15 protein-coding genes, 1 tRNA gene and 1 pseudogene are annotated in these 20,909 nt (G+C 62.1%); 3 read left to right on the top strand and 14 right to left on the bottom strand.

Going from position 1 to position 20,909, the window contains the following annotated elements; genetic code table 11:
* Positions 1-1,500, bottom strand: a complete 1,500-nt coding sequence (locus tag BTO32_RS06420; RefSeq protein WP_076723808.1) for a RimK family protein — start codon at positions 1,498-1,500, stop codon at positions 1-3.
* Between the two features lie 199 nt (positions 1,501-1,699).
* Here BTO32_RS06420 and rimI point away from each other — a divergent pair, with 199 nt between their 5' ends.
* On the top strand, positions 1,700-2,812 hold the full coding sequence (gene rimI, locus BTO32_RS06415) for a ribosomal protein S18-alanine N-acetyltransferase (RefSeq protein WP_076723807.1): 1,113 nt from the start codon (positions 1,700-1,702) through the stop codon (positions 2,810-2,812).
* Here rimI and uvrB read toward each other — a convergent pair.
* Positions 2,809-4,862 (bottom strand): annotated as a pseudogene (uvrB, locus tag BTO32_RS06410) (excinuclease ABC subunit UvrB). The gene rimI and the pseudogene uvrB sit on opposite strands and share 4 nt — an antisense overlap.
* A gap of 191 nt (positions 4,863-5,053) precedes the next feature.
* On the opposite strand from uvrB, the gene BTO32_RS06405 reads away from it, so the two are divergent.
* Together BTO32_RS06405 and BTO32_RS06400 are read left to right on the top strand one after the other, a co-directional pair.
* Positions 5,054-6,238 (top strand): pyridoxal phosphate-dependent aminotransferase, encoded by a 1,185-nt coding sequence (locus BTO32_RS06405; RefSeq protein ID WP_076723806.1) that lies wholly within the window; start codon positions 5,054-5,056, stop codon positions 6,236-6,238.
* Positions 6,239-6,305: 67 nt separating this feature from the next.
* Positions 6,306-6,381, top strand: a tRNA-Asn gene (locus BTO32_RS06400).
* 114 nt (positions 6,382-6,495) lie between these two features.
* Here BTO32_RS06400 and pyrF read toward each other — a convergent pair.
* From pyrF to purU, 12 genes are all read right to left on the bottom strand, one after another.
* Positions 6,496-7,206 (bottom strand): orotidine-5'-phosphate decarboxylase, encoded by a 711-nt coding sequence (gene pyrF / locus BTO32_RS06395; RefSeq protein ID WP_076723805.1) that lies wholly within the window; start codon positions 7,204-7,206, stop codon positions 6,496-6,498.
* Positions 7,207-7,237: 31 nt separating this feature from the next.
* On the bottom strand, positions 7,238-8,407 hold the full coding sequence (gene lapB, locus BTO32_RS06390) for a lipopolysaccharide assembly protein LapB (RefSeq protein ID WP_076723804.1): 1,170 nt from the start codon (positions 8,405-8,407) through the stop codon (positions 7,238-7,240).
* Positions 8,407-8,709: a LapA family protein gene (locus tag BTO32_RS06385; RefSeq protein ID WP_076723803.1), complete on the bottom strand. Its 303-nt coding sequence runs from the start codon at positions 8,707-8,709 to the stop codon at positions 8,407-8,409. Before BTO32_RS06385 ends, lapB begins: the two co-directional genes overlap by 1 nt.
* Positions 8,710-8,763: 54 nt before the next feature.
* Positions 8,764-9,060, bottom strand: a complete 297-nt coding sequence (locus BTO32_RS06380) for an integration host factor subunit beta (RefSeq protein WP_076723802.1) — start codon at positions 9,058-9,060, stop codon at positions 8,764-8,766.
* Between the two features lie 127 nt (positions 9,061-9,187).
* Positions 9,188-10,876, bottom strand: coding sequence for a 30S ribosomal protein S1 (gene rpsA / locus BTO32_RS06375; protein ID WP_076723801.1), 1,689 nt, complete (start codon positions 10,874-10,876; stop codon positions 9,188-9,190).
* Between the two features lie 130 nt (positions 10,877-11,006).
* Positions 11,007-11,687: a (d)CMP kinase gene (gene cmk, locus BTO32_RS06370; RefSeq protein ID WP_076723800.1), complete on the bottom strand. Its 681-nt coding sequence runs from the start codon at positions 11,685-11,687 to the stop codon at positions 11,007-11,009.
* Entirely contained in the window at positions 11,684-13,912 is a 2,229-nt protein-coding gene (locus BTO32_RS06365) for a bifunctional prephenate dehydrogenase/3-phosphoshikimate 1-carboxyvinyltransferase (RefSeq protein WP_076723799.1), read from the bottom strand. The genes cmk and BTO32_RS06365 overlap by 4 nt, the downstream gene beginning before the upstream one ends.
* 1 nt (position 13,913) lies before the next feature.
* A complete protein-coding gene (gene hisC / locus BTO32_RS06360; protein WP_076723798.1) occupies positions 13,914-15,038 on the bottom strand; it encodes a histidinol-phosphate transaminase in 1,125 nt (374 codons plus the stop codon).
* Positions 15,039-15,060: 22 nt separating this feature from the next.
* Positions 15,061-16,158 (bottom strand): prephenate dehydratase, encoded by a 1,098-nt coding sequence (pheA, locus tag BTO32_RS06355; RefSeq protein ID WP_076723797.1) that lies wholly within the window; start codon positions 16,156-16,158, stop codon positions 15,061-15,063.
* Between the two features lie 2 nt (positions 16,159-16,160).
* Positions 16,161-17,243, bottom strand: coding sequence for a 3-phosphoserine/phosphohydroxythreonine transaminase (gene serC / locus BTO32_RS06350; RefSeq protein WP_076723796.1), 1,083 nt, complete (start codon positions 17,241-17,243; stop codon positions 16,161-16,163).
* Entirely contained in the window at positions 17,240-19,807 is a 2,568-nt protein-coding gene (gyrA, locus tag BTO32_RS06345) for a DNA gyrase subunit A (RefSeq protein WP_076723795.1), read from the bottom strand. The genes serC and gyrA overlap by 4 nt, the downstream gene beginning before the upstream one ends.
* Positions 19,808-19,934: 127 nt before the next feature.
* The gene (gene purU, locus BTO32_RS06340; protein WP_076723794.1) at positions 19,935-20,789 is read right to left on the bottom strand and encodes a formyltetrahydrofolate deformylase; all 855 of its coding nucleotides are present in this window, start codon (positions 20,787-20,789) and stop codon (positions 19,935-19,937) included.
* Between the last annotated feature and the right edge of the window lie 120 nt (positions 20,790-20,909).

The raw sequence follows: 20,909 nt of genomic DNA, 5'->3' as shown, positions 1-20,909 counted from the left end.
TTACCCCCGGCGCTTGTCTTCCATGCGGGTCAGGAACTCCTGCATGATCAGGGTATACAGTTCGCCGCCAAGGAACTTGTCCTCCACGCCAGAATCAATGCTCGGGTTGTCGTTGACCTCGATCACCGCGACCCGATTCCCGGACTGCTTGATGTCCACCCCATACAGGCCGTTACCGATCAGACGGGTAGCGTTCAGGGCCGCCTGGATCACGTTGCGGGGCACTTCGTAGGTCGGCAGGGTCTCGAATCCGCCGCTTTCCACCCGCGACTCGCCATGCTGGTAGATCTGCCAGTGGCCCTTCACCATCATGTACTTGCAGGCATAGATGGCACGCCCGCCCAGCACACCGATGCGCCAGTCGTACTCGGTGTAGAAATACTCCTGAGCCAGGACCAGGGCCGACTGCCGGAACAGCGACTTGAGCCCGGAGGCGAGTTCGGCCTCGTCCCGGGCCTTGATCACACCACGCGAGAAGGCGCCATCCGGAATCTTGATCACCACCGGCAGCCCCAGTTCCGTCACCACACGGGCCACGGCGTCCTTTTGGTCCTTGGACAGGATCAGGGTTTTCGGGGTCGGCACCTTGTTGTTCTTGAGCAGGTCCGCCAGGAAAACCTTGTTGGTACAACGCAGGATCGACACCGGATCGTCGATGACCACCATGCCTTCCGCTTCCGCCTTGCGGGCAAAGCGGTAGGTGTGGTGGTCGATGGCCGTGGTTTCCCGGATGAACAGCCCGTCGTACTCGGGCAGGCGCATATAGTCGCGCCGGGTAATCCGCTCGACGTTGATGCCGAGCTTGCGGCCAGCCCGCTCGAACCGTTTCAACGCCGTCTCGTCGCTGGGGGGCAGCTCCTCCTCCGGATTCACCAGCACCGCCAGATCAAACCGGTACCGGCGCCGGGAACGGGGCTTACGCCAGACAATGCTGCTGAAACGATCCAGAGCGGCGGCGAACTGGTCCTGCTCCGATTCGTCCAGCTCGCTGGGCGCTCCCGGCCGCAGGGAATCGATTTGCCACTGTTTCCGGCGCTTGAAGACGATCTCCAGAATCGGACAGGGAAACCGTTCGAACAGGGCCCGGGCCACCAGTTTCAACTCCGGCTGGGCCACCTGCCCAAAAAAGCTGCGCACACGGACCTCGTGGGTGGCCTCCCGCTCATCCGCTGCCGGTTCGATCACCGCCCCCGCCTTTTCCAGCCAGCGCACCACCGGGCGGTCCAGCTCATCGAGCTGCAGGGAAAACAACCCTTTGCGGCTCAGATCATTGAGGGTCATAACGGAGGGCACCACATTGTGTCCACGCGCCTCGGCCAGCAGTGAACAGTAATAGCCCTTGCTGAGGTACTTCGAACTCTGGCACAGGTTGATGACCCGCACCCGCCCGGTCGCCGGCGAAGCGTACTGAAGATACTGGTCGAACGTCAGCACATCCTCGCTGGGGTAATACGGCGCCCAATCCTTGGCGCGGTCGACAACGATAAGCAAACGGGACATGGGTGGCACGCCTCCCTGAAGGTTCTGCCGGTTCTGATGGCCGCACGATACGCCGGGGCCCGTCGCCGGGCAATTGGCCGTGAGTGCGTGCTTCTACGCATGCAGCCAGGGTTTGCGCCCGGGCCAGGCTCTACCATAATAGCCGCAAGTGACGCGCTCATCCGCTCGCCTACCCGACCCATGCAAGGCCCAGCCCCCGATGCCCGAGATCACCCTGCGTCCCGCCACCCCAAAAGATCTGGATGCCCTGGTCCGACTGGAACAGCAATGTTTCACCGAGGATCGCTTGTCCCGCCGCAGCTTCCGGCGTTTTCTGGATATGCCCCAGGACCGGCTGATCGTGGCCGAGCATGGGGGCCGCCTGCTGGGCTACTGCTTGGTGCTGATGAACGCCGCCACCCGGCTGGCTCGCATCTACTCCATCGCGGTGTCGCCGGAGGCCCGTGGCCAGGGGCTGGGCGAACGCTTGGTGCGCCAAGCCGAGCAGGAAGCCGCCGAGGCCGGACGAATCGTCATGCGCCTGGAAGTACGGGAGGACAATGCCGGTGCCATCAACCTGTACCGGCGACTGGGCTACCGCCAGTTCGGCACCTACCGGGATTACTACGAGGATCACGGCGACGCCCTGCGTTTCGAGCGCCGCATCCTGTACTACGAGCCGTCCCGGGAGTTTCCGACGGTCCCCTACTACCCCCAGACCACCGAGTTCACCTGTGGCCCCGCAGCGTTACTGATGGCGATGGCGGCCCTGGATGAACAGCAGCCGGTAAACACTCTGGAGGAACTGCGCATCTGGCGGCAAGCCACCACCATCTTCATGCTCGCGGGCCATGGTGGCTGCGGCCCCCACGGCCTGGCCCTGGCGGCCTGGCAGCGCGGTTTCCACGCCAGCGCCTGGATCAGCCAGGAAGGCGCGCTGTTCAAGGATACGGTTCGTAACGAGGACAAGAAGCGGGTACTGGAGCTGGTGCACGAGGGTTTCCTCACCGACATCGGCCATACCGGCATTGAGCTGCACCATGACCCGCTCACTCTGGAAAGCATGGAACGGGCGCTGCACGAGGGTCGCGTTCCGGTGATTCTGATCAGCACCTGGCAGCTCAACCACAGCCGAATCCCCCACTGGGTGACCGTCTGTGCCATCGATGACCGGTTCGTCTACCTGCACGACCCGGAAATCGACACGGACGCGGGGGAAACGGTCGCGGACAAACAATACCTGCCCATCGACCGGCGGGTTTTCACCCGTATGTCGAAATACGGGCGCAACCAGCCCCTGCAGGCGGCGGTGATCGTCGGCCCCCGGCGCTAGCCCGCTCTCAACGCCGCTTCCCGCAGCTCGGCGATCTCGTCCCGCAGGCGGGCGGCGGTTTCGAACTCCAGTTCCGAGGCCGCCTTGTACATCTCGTCTTCCAGCCGGGCGATCTCTTTCAGCAGTGCCTCCGGCGAACGCCCGGTATCAGCGGCACGATAGCTTCCGCTGTCATCGGCCACCTTCTGGCCCGGCCGCTCGCCCCGCTTCCGACCCCGGCCGCCAGTCGCCCCTTCCATGATATCGGCGATTTTCTTGTTCAGCCCCCTGGGGGTAATGCCGTGGGCCTCATTGAATGCCATCTGCTTGGCGCGGCGACGCTCGGTCTCATCAATGGCCCGGCGCATGGAGCCGGTGATCGTGTCACCATAGAGAATGGCCTTGCCATTGACGTTGCGCGCAGCCCGGCCAATGGTCTGGATCAAGGACCGCTCGGAGCGCAGGAAACCCTCCTTGTCGGCATCCAGGATTGCCACCAGGGACACCTCGGGCATGTCCAGACCTTCTCGCAGCAGGTTGATGCCGACCAGAACGTCGAATTCCCCCCGCCGCAGGTCGCGGATGATTTCCACCCGCTCCACGGTGTCGATGTCCGAGTGCAGGTAGCGTACGCGAATGTCGTGCTCCATCAAGAAGTCGGTCAGGTCCTCGGCCATCCGCTTGGTCAGCGTGGTGACCAGCACCCGCTCATCCACGGCCACCCGGGCGTGGATTTCCGACAGCAGGTCGTCCACCTGGGTCGAGGCCGGGCGTACCTCGATTTCCGGGTCCAGCAACCCGGTGGGCCTGACCACCTGCTCGACCACCTGTCCCGCATGCGCCGCCTCATACGGCCCCGGGGTGGCAGACACGAAAATCATCTGCGGCGCGATGCGCTCCCATTCTTCGAATCGCATCGGCCGGTTGTCCAGTGCCGACGGCAGCCGGAATCCATACTCCACCAGAGTTTCCTTGCGTGACCGGTCGCCCTTGTACATGGCACCGATCTGCGGAATGGTGACATGGGACTCATCCACCACCAGCAGCGCGTTCGGCGGCAAGTAGTCGAACAGAGTGGGCGGCGGTTCGCCGGGCTGGCGCCCGGACAGGTAGCGGGAGTAGTTCTCAATGCCGTTGCAGTAGCCCAGTTCCAGCATCATCTCAATGCGTAACGGGTCCGTTCTTCCAGCCGCTGGGCTTCCACCAGGCGGTTGCTGTCCCGCAGCTGCTGCAGCCTCTGGTCCAGTTCGGACTTGATCTGTTCCACCGCGTCCAAGACAGTCTGTCGGGGCGTGACGTAATGGGATTTCGGGTAGATCGTCACCCTCGGCACCCGCCGCAGCACTTCTCCGGTCAGCGGATCGAAATGGCTCAGGTTCTCCACCTCATCATCGAACAGCTCGATGCGGATCGCCTCCCGTTCGGATTCCGCGGGAAACACATCGATCACGTCGCCGCGTACCCGATAGTTGGCCCGGTGGAACTCGACGTCGTTGCGGGTGTATTGCAGCTCCGCCAGACGCCGGAGAATGAACCGCTGATCCACCTGATCGCCACGATCCAGGTGCAACATCATCTTCAGGTAGGACTCCGGATCACCCAGACCATAGATGGACGACACGGTGGCGACAATGATCGCATCCGGCCGCTCCAGCAGCGCCTTGGTGGCGGACAGTCGCATCTGCTCGATGTGTTCGTTGATGGAGGCGTCCTTCTCGATGAAGGTGTCCGAGGACGGCACATAGGCTTCCGGCTGGTAGTAGTCGTAGTAGGAGACGAAATACTCCACGGCGTTGTCCGGAAAAAACTCCCGGAACTCGCCGTAGAGCTGCGCCGCCAGAGTCTTGTTGTGAGCCAGAATGATGGTCGGGCGCTGCACCTGCTCGATGACGTTGGCAATAGTGAACGTCTTGCCCGAGCCGGTCACCCCCAGCAGGGTCTGGTGCGCCAGGCCGGATTGCAATCCGTCCACCAGTTCCCGGATCGCTTTCGGCTGATCGCCGGCGGGCTGATAGGAGGAGTTGACGCGAAACACGCCCTGTCGGGCGGAGCGGGATTCTTTGCTGGCCATAAAAGGTCTGATTACCTCCGGGACTTGGCCGGTAATGGCCACCAACCGGGCCAATACCATGGGAACATTTAGTGTTCGGCAGGCTTCATGATACCATCAGTGCGATCGACGGCTGGCCGAGATTCAGCCAACACCCAGGCTCCTCACCGGCCGATCGCAGCCCAATGGACGTAGCTTTAAGGAGCTCAAGTTTGGACCTTCAACTTTCCAGCCGTGTACAGGCGATCAAGCCCTCTCCCACCCTCGCCGTGACCAACAAAGCCGCGGAACTCCGGGCGGCCGGCCAGGACATCATTGGCCTGGGCGCCGGCGAACCGGACTTCGACACCCCCGAACACATCAAGGTGGCCGCCATCGAGGCCATCCGCAACGGCCAAACCAAATACACCGCGGTGGATGGTACGCCGGCATTGAAGAAAGCGATTATCGCGAAGTTCAAACGGGACAACGGTCTGGAATACGAAGCCAACCAGATTCTGGTATCCAGTGGTGGCAAACAGAGCTTTTTCAACCTTGCCCTGGCCATTCTGAACCCGGGTGACGAAGTCATCATTCCTGCCCCCTACTGGGTGTCTTACCCGGACATGGTACTGGTGGCCGAAGGCAAACCCGTGATCCTCGAGACCTCCGCCGAAACCCGCTTTAAGATCACGGCACAACAACTCGAACAGGCAATCACCGAGCGTACCCGGCTGTTCGTCATCAACAGCCCCTCCAACCCCAGCGGCATGGCCTATTCCCTGGACGAGCTGAAAGCGCTGGGCGAGGTCCTGAAACGGCACCCGCACGTCATGGTCGCCACCGACGACATGTACGAACCGATCCTGTGGACTGGCAAACCGTTCTGCAACATCCTCAACGCCTGTCCCGAGCTGTATGACCGCACCTTCGTACTCAATGGCGTGTCCAAGGCCTATTCCATGACCGGCTGGCGCATCGGCTACGCCGCTGGCCCGGCCCGCGTTATCGGCGCGATGAAGAAGATCCAGTCCCAGAGCACCTCCAACCCCTGTTCCATCTCCCAGGCAGCGGCAGCCGCAGCCCTGGAGGGGGATCAGACCTGCGTTGGCGAAATGGTCAAGGCATTCAGGGAGCGCCACGACTGGCTGGTTTCGGCCCTGAACGAGCTGCCGGGAGTGGCGTGTCTCCGGGGCGACGGTACCTTCTATGTGTTCCCCAGCTTCCAGGGCGCCATCGAAGCCACCGACGGGGTCGGCACCGACGTCGAACTGGCAGAGAAACTGCTCAGCGATGCCGGGGTTGCCCTGGTGCCCGGATCGGCCTTCGGTGCCCCCGGGCACATGCGCCTGAGCTTCGCCACCAGCATGGAAAACCTGGAAAAAGCGGTGGCAAGACTGAGGAACGCCCTGGCCTAAAATTTTCTGGCCAGGGGTTGACGAGGCCGTGGGACCCACTTAATATACGCGCCTCGTCAGACGACGTTCCCCGATAGCTCAGTTGGTAGAGCAACGGACTGTTAATCCGTTTGTCGCTGGTTCGAGCCCAGCTCGGGGAGCCACTTATTCCAAAAGCCCGTGGATTTCGGATCTACGGGCTTTTTTATGTCTGGACCAAGAGACTGGGTGACAGGGCATCGGCGACGCCCTTACACGGGCGCCGCACACCGGCACCGTCAGAACCCTTCGATTTCCGAGGCAATGACCTCCAAGGCCGCCAGAGGATCCGGCGCCCGGGTAATGGGGCGGCCAATCACCAGATAGTCGGACCCCGCCCGCAACGCCTCCGAAGGCGTCATGACCCGCTGCTGATCCCCTTTCTCCGCCGTCGCCGGACGAATGCCCGGCGTCACCAGCACAAAGTCCGCCCCCTGCTCGGCTTTGAGTACCGGCGCCTCCTGCGCAGAACAAACGACGCCATCCAGCCCACAGTTTCGGGCCAAAGTCGCCAGACGCGACACCTGAGCCTCCGGCGTCCCGGCAACCCCGATACCGGCAAGGTCCTCAGGCCCCATGCTGGTCAGTACGGTCACTGCGATCAGCAACGGCCGGTCAGCACCATAGGCGTCAAGGCGCTCCCGGCATGCCACCATCATCCGCTCGCCGCCCAAAGCGTGCACGTTCACCATCCAGACACCGAGGTCGGCCGCCGCCGCCACCGCAGCGGACGTGGTGTTGGGTATGTCGTGGAATTTCAGGTCCAGAAACACCTCGAAACCACGCCCCTGAAGGGAGCGAACCAGCTGGGGCCCGAACCGGGTAAACAGCTCCTTGCCCACTTTCAGACGACACTTGGCCGGATCCAGCCGGTCCACCAGCGCGAACGCGGATGCCTCGGAGGCAAAGTCCAGGGCTACGATGATCTTGGGGTCATTGACGGTCTGCACAATCGGGTATCCTGAAAACGGTGACTGAGGGTTATTCGGCTTCCACCCCTTGTATCGGGCGAACGGTTTCCCACTGCTTGCAGCTTGGGCACAACCAGTGCAGCTGCTGGCCGGAGAAGCCACAACTGACGCATCGGTATACGGGGCGATTGGCGAGCAACAGGTGCCCGATCCGGCTGACCAAGCGCCCTTCATCCGTGGTCATGCCCTTCTCATAGCCGGCCATCTGAACCAGCCGCAGCAACCCCCGCACCGAGGGTCGCACTTCCAGCTCCTGGCGCAGCAAATCAATGGCCGCAGGACGGCCGGAGGCACGCTCCACGGATTCGACCAGCGCCAGAAGCAGGCTGGTACTGGGATACTTTTCATAGAGTTTCTGCAGTTTCTTGACCAAGCGGGCCACGTCGCCGTGTTCCCGCTCCAGCTTCATCAGGCGATCAACGGCTTCGGGACCGAATTCCGGGTTCTGGTCAAACACCTTCAGGCTCTCCCGGCCGGCCTCCCGATAACTGCCCTGGCGAATCAGCAGGTTCATCAAAATCAGGGTGGCACGCACACAGGAACGATCATATTCCAACGCTTCCCGAGCCCGCTTCTGAGCGGTCCAGCGGTCATCATCCCGCAATGCCTGATCCGCCAGCTCGCACGTCAGGTAGGCCAGGGTCTTGGCCAACTCGGGACCGGCATCACCCCGCGTCAGGGTGCGCGCCACATCCGCCGCCTTGGCCCATTCCCGCTCCTGCTGATACAGCTCAATCAGGTGCTCTGCGGCCCGGCGACCGTAATCCCGATCCCCCATGATCTGATGCAGCAACGCTTCCGCCCGGTCCAGCAGGCCCGCGTTCATGTAGTCCAATGCCAGCTCAAGGGTTACCTGGGGGGAATAGCGGCTCGGCAGCTCGGGCCGGGCCAGCAGGTTCTGGTGAATCAGGATCGCACGATCCGTCTCGCCCTTGTTGCGGAAGTGACTGCCGATGGAGAGGTGTAGACTGACGGTATCCTTGTTGACCGCCAGGGACTGAACAAAATTCTCGACCGCCTGATCTGAGTAATTGGTAAACAGAAACTGCAAGCGCTCCCGAACCGAATTCTCATCCGACAGACCGGACCTGGACGCACGGCCACGACTGCCGTACCGACCCGCAAGCCAACCCGCGGCTACCGCCACGGTCAGCAGCAGCCATTGAAGCAGTATGTCCATCAAAGCGTCCGGTTGGTCTCGGCCCTGGATTTCTCCAATGCCTGCTCGGCCCGATCAAGTCGTTTCTTGAGGGAGCGGCGCGAAACCGCCGTTTTGAAGGTGGCCAAGAGGGTCATCAGCACACCGAACAGGGCACCAATGACAAAAGCCATAATGACCCAGACGGCCACGCCGTGGGGCTGCGTCTCAAACAGCAGGAAGTTCAGGGAGACCGCCATCTGGTTGTTCAGGGAAAACACAAGCGCCAGCAACACCAGGATTAAAACCAACAGGACAATGAGGATCTTCTGCAATCCTGCCATAGCACTCGCACTCCATGGGCTCGCGTGGGCCCAATTCCCCCGATTGTGTAACGGTCAAAAGCCTTTTTTCAGGCTCTCGTTAACTTGTTCCCTGAGCTCTTTGCCGGGTTTGAAATGAGGTACGTACTTTGCGGGCAACTGAACCGCCTCGCCAGTTTTGGGATTGCGCCCCACCCTGGCAGCCCGGTGATGGAGCGAGAAGCTGCCAAACCCCCGGATTTCGATTCTCTGACCATTCGCAAGCGACTGGGACATGTGCTCGATAATGGTTTTCACAGCAAGCTCGACATCCTTGACAGACAGCTGAGTCTGCTTGGACGCAATCAGTTCGACCAGCTCGGACTTAGTCATGAGGCGCTTCCCTCTTTATTATTAGGCAGACAGTTACCGCATACCTATGACCATAGTTTAGCCAAACCGAAAAAAAATACAAAAAAAACGGGCTCTTAGAGCCCGTTTTTTTCACGCCAGGAGACAATCACTCCTTATTGGCGTTCTGCTGCTGCATCTGTTCCTTGATCAGGTCACCGATGGTGGTGGCACCGGTGGACTCGGCCGCCTTGCGGACGCTTTCCAGCGCCTGCTTGTCATCTTCAACGTCCTTGGACTTGATGGACAGATTGATGACACGGTTCTTGCGGTCGATGCTGATGATCTTCGCTTCGACTTCCTCGCCTTCCTTCAGCGCGTTACGAGCGTCCTCGACGCGGTCACGGCTGATTTCAGACGCTTTCAGAACCGCCTCAACCTCGTCGTTCAGAGCCACGACAGCACCTTTGGCGTCAACGGAGGAAACCGTACCCTTGACGATGGAGCCCTTGTCGTTCAGCTGTACGAACTCAGCGAAAGGATCGCTTTCCAGCTGCTTGATGCCCAGGGAGATACGCTCGCGCTCCGGATCCACGGACAGGATAACGGTCTCGACCTCGTCGCCCTTCTTGTACTTGCGTACGGCTTCCTCACCCGGCTCGTTCCAGCTGATATCGGACAGGTGCACCAGACCGTCGATACCACCTTCCAGACCGATAAAGATACCGAAATCGGTGATGGATTTGATCTTGCCGGAGATGCGGTCGCCCTTGTTGTACTTGCTGGAGAACTCCTCCCACGGGTTGGGCACGCACTGCTTGATGCCCAGGGAGATGCGACGACGCTCCTCGTCGATGTCCAGGATCATGACTTCCACTTCGTCACCGACCTGAACCACCTTGGAGGGATGAATGTTCTTGTTGGTCCAGTCCATTTCGGACACGTGAACCAGACCCTCGACACCTTCTTCCAGCTCCGCGAAACAGCCATAGTCGGTCAGGTTGGTGACCCGGGCCATGACCTTGGAACCTTCCGGATAGCGAGCCTTGATATCCACCCAGGGATCTTCACCGAGCTGCTTCAGACCCAGAGAAACCCGGTTGCGCTCCCGGTCGAACTTGAGAACCTTGACGGTGATTTCGTCACCCACGTTGACGATTTCGCTCGGGTGCTTGATGCGCTTCCAGGCCATGTCGGTGATGTGCAACAGGCCGTCAACACCACCCAGGTCAACGAACGCGCCGTAATCGGTCAGGTTCTTGACAATACCCTTGATTTCCAGACCTTCGGTCAGGGTTTCCAGCAGAGCTTCACGCTGCTCGCTGTTTTCCGCTTCCAGAACCGCGCGGCGGGACACCGCCACGTTGTTGCGCTTCTGATCCAGCTTGATGACCTTGAACTCCAGTTCCTTGTTCTCCAGGTGCGCGGTGTCGCGAACCGGGCGAACGTCAACCAGGGAACCGGGCAGGAAGGCACGAATACCGGACAGGTCGACGGTGAAACCACCCTTGACCTTGCCGTTGATCACACCCTTGACAACCTCTTCCGCCTCGAAGGCCTTCTCCAGAACCTTCCACGCTTCGGCACGCTTGGCCTTCTCGCGGGACAGACGGGTTTCACCGAAGCCATCTTCAACAGCATCGAGAGCCACATCGACAACGTCGCCGACAGCAACTTCCAACTCGCCTTTTTCATTCATGAACTGGGAGGCGGGGATAACGCCCTCGGACTTCAGTCCGGCGTTAACGGTGACCCAGTCGTTGTCGACGTCAACTACGGTTCCCTGGACGATGGAACCCGGTTGCATGTCAATTTCTTTCAGGCTTTCTTCAAAAAGATCCGCAAAGCTCTCGCTCATTATGTGTCCTATGTGATCAACGCAAGTGTACTCCGTGCCGCCAGCAACACGGTCTGTTAGCGATTTCCGGAACCAGTCAATGGCTGGCAAGAATCACTGCTTCCGGCACTCCAGCGACAAAAAGGTGCGGTCAGGCCTGGCCCACCACGGCCATACACCTGTCCAGCACCTCCTCGATACTCAAACCTGTGGAATCAATGACTTGCGCATCATCCGCTGGTTTGAGAGGGGCCGCCGAACGGTTCATGTCCCGCTCATCGCGCGCCCGAATCTCCTCTAAAAGGGCGTCAATCTTAACATCGACCCCGGCTTCCTTCAACTGGTTAAAACGTCGCCGGGCCCGTTCCTCGGGGCTGGCGGTCAGGAAGATTTTGAAGGGTGCATCGGGGAAAACCACCGTGCCCATGTCGCGGCCATCGGCCACCAGTCCCGGAGCTTTTCGGAAGTCCCGCTGACGTTGCAGCAGGGCGTCCCGGACCGGCTGCAGCACGGCAACACGGGAGGCGTTGTTGCCACACACCTCCGTGCGGATTTCCGAGGTCACATCCTCGCCCGCCAGCAGCACCCGGGCAGGCTGCCCCGGCGGAGTCGGCTCGAACGCCACGTCCAGGCCGGACGCCACCCGCACCAGGCCGGATTCATCATCCAGAGCCACCCCCTGCCGGACTGCGGCCAGCGCGGTCAGGCGATAAATCGCACCGCTGTCGAGCAGGTGCCAACCCAGGCGCTGCGCCAGCATCTGGGTAATGGTGCCCTTACCCGATCCGCCCGGGCCGTCGATGGTAATGACCGGTGGCTGTGCCGCCCTCATTCACCGCCCTCCGCTCGGATCTGGATGCCGGTGCTCCGGGCCAAGTCGACAAAGCCGGGGAAGGAAGTGGCCACATTGGCACAGTCGGTGACCACGATCGGAGCGGTGGCCCGCAATGACGCCACCGCGAATGACATGGCAATGCGATGATCACCGTGGCTGTCCACGGTTCCCCCACCGATTTCCTGGCCACCCTCGATGATGATGCCATCCGGTGTCACGGTGGTTGCCACACCCAGTGCCGCCAAGCCGTCGGCCATGACCTGGATGCGGTCGCTTTCTTTGACCCGCAGCTCCTCGGCACCCCGGAGAACTGTACGTCCGGTGGCGCAGGTCGCGGCGATGAACAGTACCGGGAACTCGTCGATGGCCAGCGGCACTTGGTCCTCGGGGATGTCGATGCCCCGCAGCTCGGCCGAGCGCACCCGCAGGTCCGCCACCGGCTCGCCGCCGATTTCCCGCTGCGCCAACACCTCGATATCGGCCCCCATCCTGCGCAGGATGTTGATCACCCCCACCCGGGTCGGGTTCATGCCGACGTGGCGCAACACCAAGTCCGAATCCGGGGCGATGGACGCCGCCACCAGGAAGAAAGCGGCGGAGGAAATGTCGGCGGGGACGTCGATGGCGCAGGCGGTCAGCTTGCCGCCACCGGTCACGCTGGCGGTGGCACCGTTCCGGTGGACGTGGTAGCCAAAACCCTTCAACATGCGTTCGGTGTGGTCCCGGGTCGGCGCCGGTTCGGTCACGGAGGTTACGCCCTCGGCATAGAGCCCGGCCAGCAGCAGGCACGATTTGACCTGAGCGCTGGCAACCGGCATTTCGTAGTGAATTCCGGTCAGGCTCTGGCCCCCCCGGATCCGGAGCGGCGGCCGACCGCCGTCGGCGGTGTCGATGACCGCGCCCATGGCCCGCAGCGGCTCCGCCACCCGCCCCATGGGCCGCCGGGACAGGCTGGCGTCGCCGGTCAACTCGGAGTCGAACGGCTGAGCCGCCAGCAAGCCGGCGAACAGTCGCATGGCGGTGCCGGAATTGCCGAGATACAAGGGGCCTCGGGGTGCCTGGAGGCCGTGCATGCCCACCCCGTGGATCCGCACGAACCCTTCGTCCGGTCCCTCGATGGCAACGCCCATGTCACGGAATGCCTGCAAGGTGGCCAGGCTGTCCTCCCCTTCGAGGAATCCCTTAACCTCGGTAATGCCCTCCGCCAACGCGCCCAGCATAATGGAACGATGGGAAATCGACTTGTCACCAGGAACCCGGATATCACCCCGAACGGAACCCCCCGGCTGGAGATGGAACGTAACCTGTGTGTTGCTGTTGTCTGTCACAAACGCCTGCCCTGAAAGCATCTTGGAAAAATGGTCCCGCGCCGCCTTGGCGCGACTGAAAACCCGTAGCAAGGTGGCACCGTCACCGGCGGCGATGGCGGCCCGCAGCTGTCCGAGATCCCGGGTAAAGTGGTCGATCACGCGCAGCACCGCATCCCGGTTGGACAGAAAAATGTCATGCCACATCACCGGATCGCTGGCGGCGATACGGGTGAAATCCCGAAAACCACCGGCGGCGTACCGGAAGATGTCCATATTCTCATTTTCTCCCGCCAAAGTGTCCACCAGGGAAAAGGCGATCAGGTGCGGGAGATGGCTGGTGGCTGCCAGCACTTCGTCGTGGTAGGCCACCGACATGGTCAGCACGGTGGCGCCGCACGCTTCCCACAACGCGGTCAGCCGCCCGACCGCCTCCGGGTCGGTGTTGTCGGCGGGCGTGAGGATCACCTTGTGCCGGGCGAACAGTTCCGGGTTCGCGGCGCGGATGCCGCTGCGCTCGGAGCCGGCGATGGGATGCCCGGGAACAACCCGGGGCGGCAACTCACCGAAGACCGACTCGACATCCGCCACAAAACTGGCCTTGGTGCTGCCGACATCCGACAGGATGGCGTCCTCCCCCAGAACGGGCCGTATTTCCGCCAGCACCGAGCGGGCGGCGCGCACCGGCACCGCGAGCATCACGAGATCACTGCCGCGCACGGCCTGGGCCAGCGAGTCGGCCGCCTGGTCAATCACGCCCAGCGCCACCCCCAGCGCCAGCTCGTCCGCACGGGCATCGTAGCCGACCACGGTCTGCGCCAGCCCGTGCGCGCGAATGGCGCTGGCCAGGGAACCGCCGATCAGCCCGAGGCCAATGACCGCGACCCGACGAAACAGCGGCGAGGGCTGAGCCACCTCAGCCCCCCTCCCCACCGGCGGTCAGGGCTTCGGCCAAGGCATCCAGGAAGCGATCGTTCTGATGCGGCAAGCCGACCGAAACCCGCAGGTGTCGCGGCATACCGTAGCCGGCCACGGGCCGGACGATCACACCGTGCTGCAACAGCGTCTGATAGACCGCGGCCGCCTGGTCGCCAACCTCGACGGCGATGAAGTTGCCGGCCGAGGGAATGTACTTCAGCCCCATACGGTCGAACCCTTCCGCCAGCTGCTTCAAGCCCGCCGCGTTCACCTCCCTCGACCGTTCCAGATAGGCTTCATCCGCCAGCACCGCGGTAGCCGCGGCCAGGGCAACCGAGTCTACGTTGAACGGTTGCCGTACCCGGTTGAGGATATCCGCGATGTCCGGGGAGCTGAGGCTGTACCCCACCCGCAGCGCCGCCAGCCCCCAAGCCTTGGAAAAGGTGCGGCACACGATCAGGTTGGGAAAACGCGACAGGAGCCGGACACCGTCCGGGCTGTCGTCGCCAGTCAGGTACTCGCAGTAGGCCTCGTCCAGCACCACCAGAACCCGTTCCGGCACCTTGGCCAGGAAGGCCTCGATGGCGGCGGCCGTGTGTACCGTGCCGGTGGGGTTGTTGGGGTTGGCGACAAACACCAGCCGCGTCCGCTCGGTGATGGCGTCGGCCATGGCATCCAGGTCATGCCCCCAGTCACGGGCCGGCACGCAGACACCACGAGCACCGATGGCCTGGGTGACCAGTGGATAGACGGCAAAGGCGTACTGGGAAAACACCACTTCGCTTTCAGTATCGGCGAAACAGCGGGTGATCACTTCCAGGACATCGTTGGAGCCATTGCCCAGAGTGATCTGGTCCATGCCGACACCGTAGCGCTCCGATAGGGCCCGCTTGAGCTCATAACCGTTTCCGTCCGGGTAGAGGCAAAGGTCGGACAAGGCAGAGCGGGCAGCCGCCAGGGCTTTTTCGCTGGGCCCCAACGGGTTCTCGTTGCTCGCCAGTTTGATGATGTCCGACGGCTCCAGGCCCAGCTCGCGGGCCAGCTCGTCGATGGGTTTGCCCGGCTGGTAGGGGCTCAGCGCCTGAACGCCCTTAACCGCGAGACTCTGGTAATCGACTGCCATAACGCTCCCCTATTTTTACTGCTTACAGCACACCAATGGGATAGGACCCCAGACGCTTCAGCTCCACCGCCTCGGCCTCCACTTCCGACAGGACCTCGCGGATGACGTCGTCCTCCATGTGTCCCTCGAAATCGATGTAGAACACGTAGGCCCAGGTGCCGCTGGGGGAGGGTCGAGTCTCGATCCGGGTCAGGCTGACGCCATGCCGGTGGAAGGGCTCCAGAAGCTGATAGAGGGCCCCCGGTTTGTTGCGCATGGATACCAGGATGGAGGATTTGTCGTGCCCGCTCGGCGGCACGGTTTCCCGGCCGATGATCAGGAACCGGGTGGTGTTATCCGGCCGGTCCTCGATGCAGTTGGCCAGCTTTTCCAGACCGTACAGCTCGGCCGCCATGTCGCCGGCGATAGCGGCGGCCCCCGGTTCCTCCGCCGCGCGGCGCGCTGCCTCGGCGTTGCTGGAGACGGTTACCCGCTCAATGCCGTAGCGATGGGTATCGAGCCATTGGCGGCACTGGGCAAAGGATTGCTGATGGGAGTAGATGCGGGTGATCGCTTCGTCCCGGTGCTTGGGCGACACCAGCAGGTGGTGATGAATCCGCAACTGGACCTCACCACAGATTTTCAGCGGCGAACTCATGAACATATCAAGGGTATGGTTGATCATGCCCTCGGTGGAGTTTTCCACCGGCACCACGCCATAGTGGGCGGCACCGGACTCCACTTCACGGAAAACCGCATCGATCGCCGGCAGGGGCACGCTGATGACAGAGTGCCCGAAGTGCTTGAGCGCCGCCGCCTGGGTGAAGGTCCCCACCGGCCCCAGGAACGCGATATGCATCGGTTTCTCCAAGGCCAGGCACGCGGACATGATTTCCCGGAACAGGCGGGCCATTTCCTCGTCCGGAAGGGGCCCCGGATTGGAGTCTTTGATGCGCCGCAGCACCTGGGCCTCGCGCTCAGGCCGGTAGAAGACCACATCCTGGCCCGGATTCGCGGCCAGTTTCACGTTGGCCACTTCCTGGGCGCAGCGCGCCCGGGCACTGATCAGGTCCATGATTTGTCGGTCGATCCGGTCGATCTGCTCCCGCAGTTCCGCCAGTCGGGCCTTCTCATCCGTCATGGTCAGCCGTGCTCCTTCGCGAATTCGGCCATATAGTCAATCAGGGCATCCACCCCGGCTTCCGGCATGGCGTTGTAGAGACTCGCTCGCATACCGCCCACTGACCGGTGCCCCTTCAGGTTCAGCAACCCACGGGCCTCGGCGCCTTCCAGGAAGGCGCGGTTAAGAGCCTCATCGGCCAGGGTGAAGGGTACGTTCATCCGGGAGCGGAAACGCGGTTCGATGGGATTGGCGTAGAAATCATTGTCGTCGATGAACCGGTACAGCTTGCGCGCCTTGCGCTCGTTGCGCTCTGCCATTGCCTCCAGGCCACCCTGGGCCTTCAGCCATTTGAACACGAGCCCGGCCAGGTACCAGGAATAGGTGGCCGGAGTGTTGTACATGGAGCCATTATCGGCGATGACCTGGTAGTTCATCATGGTCGGTGTTTCCTTGCGCGCCTTACCCAGCAGATCCTTGCGAAGGATGACCACGACCAGCCCGGAGGGGCCGATGTTTTTCTGGGCGCCGGCGTAGATCAGACCATACCGGGTGACGTCCAGCGGGCGCGACAGGATGGTGGAGGACATGTCCGCCACCAGCGGCACGTCGCCACTGTCCGGCACGAAGTCGAATTCCAGGCCGCCAATGGTTTCGTTGGGCGTGTAGTGCAGGTAAGCCGCGTCCGGGCGGGTGCGCCAGCCGGACGGATCCGGTACCGTGGTAAAACCGCTGTCCTCGGAGCTGGCCACCACGTTCACGTCACCGTAGCGACGGGCTTCGGCAATGGCTTTCTTAGACCAGATGCCGGTATTCACGTAATCGGCCGAGGTCTTGTCCCCCAGCAGGTTCAGGGGAATGGTCGAGAATTGACTGGACGCGCCCCCCTGCATGAACAGGACCGCGTAATCCTCCGGAATCTCCGCCAGCTCGCGCAGATCCCGCTCCGCCTCCTCGGCGATGGCCACGAACTCGTCGCTGCGGTGGCTCATTTCCATCACCGACATGCCGGTACCTCGCCAGTCCAGCATTTCCTCCTGAGCCTGTTTCAGAACGGGCTCCGGCAGGGTAGCCGGGCCGGCGCAAAAATTGAACGCCCTGCTCATGCTTCGGTTTCCTCACCATCCATCTCATCATCATCGGACTCGGCGATACGCTCGACCCCGACCAGGCGCTCGTCACTTTGGGTCAGCCGGATCAGGCGCACGCCCTGGGTATTCCGGCTCAGCAACGAGACTTCATCGGACCGGGTACGTACCAGGGTTCCCTTGTCCGAAATCAGCATCATCTCATCTCCCTCGAACAGTTGCAGCGCGCTGACCAGGTCGCCGTTGCGCTCGGAGCACTGCATGGCAATGACACCCTGGCTGCCCCGGCTGTAGGTGGGAAACTCCTCCAGCGCGGTGCGCTTGCCGTAGCCGTTTTCGCTGGCGGTGAGAATCACGCCGCCGGCCTGGGGAATGATCAGAGACACCACCCGCTGGCCGTCCTGGAGGCGGATGCCGCGCACCCCCCGGGCCAGACGGCCCATCGGCCGGACCTGCTCCTCGGGGAAGCGCACGGCCTTGCCCGCGCTGGAGAACAGCATCACTTCGGCGTCACCCTGGGTGATGGCGGCGCCGATCAGGGTGTCACCTTCGTCCAGATTCAGCGCGATCAGGCCGCTGCTGCGCGGACGGGAGAAGTTCTGCAGCGGGGTTTTCTTGACCACGCCATGGGACGTGGCCATCAGCACAAACTGGTCTTCCGGATACTCCTTGACGGGCAGGAAGGTGGTGATGCGCTCGCCCTCCTCCAGCGGCAGGATGTTCACCATCGGGCGGCCGCGGGAACCCCGGCTGCCCCGGGGAATTTCGAACACCCGCAGCCAGTACACCTTACCCCGGTTGGAGAAGCACAGGATGGTATCGTGGGAGTTGGCCACCAGCAGCTTCTCGATGAAATCCTCGTCCTTCATCGCGGTGGCCGCCTTGCCCCGGCCGCCCCGGCGCTGGGCCTGATAATCCTCGACCGGCTGGGTCTTGGCGTAACCGCTGTGGGAAATGGTGACCACCAGATCTTCCTCGTCGATCAGGTCGGCAATGGTCAGGTCGCGACGGGAGCTGACAATTTCGGTCCGGCGGGGGTCGCCGTAGTCGTTGACGATTTCCTGCAGTTCATCGCGGATGACCTGCAGCAGGCGCTCGGGGTCGCTGAGGATTTGCAGCAGATCGGCGATCTTCTCCAGGATTTCCCGGTATTCGCTCTGAAGCTTCTCGGTCTCCAGGCCGGTCAGACGGTGCAGGCGCAGGTCGAGAATGGCCTGGGCCTGCTCCGGCGACAGGTGGTACAGGCCGTTGCGCAAACCGTAGATTTCCGGCAGGTCATCCGGACGGCAGGCATCCTCCCCAGCCCGTTCCAGCATCGCCAGGACGCCACCGGGCGCCCAACCCTGCGCCATCAGTTTTTCCTTGGCCTCGGCCGCGGTCGGCGAGGTTTTGATCAGCTCGATCACCTCGTCGATGTTGGCCAGGGCCACGGTCAGACCCTCCAGGATGTGGCCCCGCTCGCGGGCCTTGCGCAGTTCGTAGATGGTGCGGCGGGTGACCACCTCGCGGCGATGACGCAGGAAGGCGTCCAGCATTTCCTTGAGGTTGAGGGTCTTGGGCTCACCGTTGACCAGTGCCACCATGTTGATACCGAACACGGTTTCCAGCTGGGTGTGGGCGAACAGGTTGTTGATCACTACGTCGGGGTTTTCACCCCGGCGCAGCTCGATCACCACCCGGATCCCTTCTTTGTTGGACTCGTCCCGCAGCTCGGAGATACCTTCGATCCGTTTTTCCTTGACCAGCTCGGCGATCTTCTCGATCAGGCGGGCCTTGTTGAGCTGGTAGGGCAGCTCGGTGATCACGATGGACTCGCGACCGGTCTTCTTGTCCTGCTCGATCTCGTGGCGGGCGCGGATGTAGATACGGCCCCGGCCGGTGCGGTACGCCTCGACGATGCCGGCACGGCCGTTGATGATGCCCTGGGTCGGGAAATCCGGGCCCGGAATGTATTCCATCAGGTCATCGACGGACAGGTCCGGGTTGTCGATCAGGGCGAGGCAGCCGTTGACGACTTCCGTCAGGTTGTGGGGCGGAATGTTGGTGGCCATACCCACGGCTATGCCGGAGGAACCGTTCACCAGCAGGTTGGGCACCCGCGTGGGCAACACGTCGGGAATCTTCTCGGTGCCATCGTAGTTGTCGACATAGTCGACGGTTTCCTTGTCCAGATCCGCCAGCAGGGAGTGGGCAATTTTTTCCATGCGGATTTCGGTGTACCGCATGGCCGCGGCGCTGTCGCCGTCGATGGAGCCGAAGTTGCCCTGGCCGTCCACCAGGGGATAACGCAGGGAAAACGGCTGCGCCATGCGCACGATGGTGTCATAGACCGCGGAGTCGCCATGGGGGTGGTACTTACCGATAACATCACCCACCACACGGGCGGACTTCTTGTAGGGCTTGTTCCAGTCGTTACCCAGCTCGGACATGGCGAACAGGACCCGGCGGTGGACCGGTTTGAGGCCATCGCGCACATCCGGCAGGGCCCGGCCCACGATCACGCTCATGGCGTAATCGAGGTAGGACTGTTTCAACTCGTCTTCAATGTTTACCGGCAGGATCTCTTTGGCTAACTCACCCATCGAGAAAAGTTCCTTTGCGTTATCTGGAAGTCGTGCGGGCGCCGTTTTCCAGACGCCCTATGTGTTCTGCAACAAGCCGCCAAGCATACCACAGGCACCCCCGTTCAAGGGCAGCGGCAGGCAGGGCTCAGTCGAACACTACGGTCTTGTTTTCGAAGGTAATGACCCGGTCTTCAATGTGCGCGCGCAGGCCCCGGGCCAGCACATTCTTTTCCACGTCCTTGCCAAGCCGGACCATGTCCTCGATGGTGTCGCTGTGGCTGATACGGATCACATCCTGCTCGATGATCGGACCTTCGTCCAGATCCTGGGTCACATAGTGGCAGGTGGCCCCGATCAGCTTGACCCCGCGGTTGTAGGCCTGGTGGTACGGGCGGGCGCCCGCGAAGGAAGGCAGGAAGCTGTGGTGGATGTTGATGATCTTGCCGGCGTACTTATCGCACAGGTCGGCTGGCAGGATCTGCATGTAACGGGCCAGCACCACCACGTCGACTTCGTAGTGCTGGAACAGCTCGTCGATATGGGCAAAGGCCTCGGCCTTGTTCTCCTTGCTGACCGGCACGTGGTGATAGGGAATTTCGTGCCACTCAACCATGCGGCGCAGGTCGTCGTGATTGGAAATCACCGCCACGATCTCGGCGTTCAGCTCCTTGCTGTGCCAGCGGTGCAGCAGGTCGGCCAGACAGTGAGACTCTTTGCTGCACATCAGGATGATGCGCTTGGGCTGGGCGGAATCGGCAATGTGCCAGTTCATGTTGAATTCCCGGGCGATCGGTTCGAATGCTGCCCGGAACTGGTCCAGGCCGAACGGCAGGGAATCGGCTTTGATCTCGTGCCGCATGAAGAACCAGCCGGCGTGAGTGTCGGAATGGTGGCTCGCCTCGGTGATCCAGCCGTTGTAGGTGGACAGGAAATTACTCACCTTGGCGACAATTCCCACCCGGTCCGGGCAGGAAATCACAAGACGATAGGTATGCTCCATGAAGCCTTTCCTTAACTTAAACACGGGAAAGCAGGTGCGACGGGGGACCCGGCGGAAGACTTGAAAACGGGCAATCGGTACGCACCATCAAAAATGACCCGCTATCATAGCCTATCTGAA

The sequence above is a fragment of the Marinobacter lutaoensis genome, from assembly GCF_001981305.1.
Classification (GTDB): Bacteria; Pseudomonadota; Gammaproteobacteria; order Pseudomonadales; family Oleiphilaceae; genus Marinobacter; species Marinobacter lutaoensis.
The sequence above is the reverse complement of the archived record's forward strand: the minus strand, read 5'-3'. Positions and strand labels throughout refer to the sequence as shown.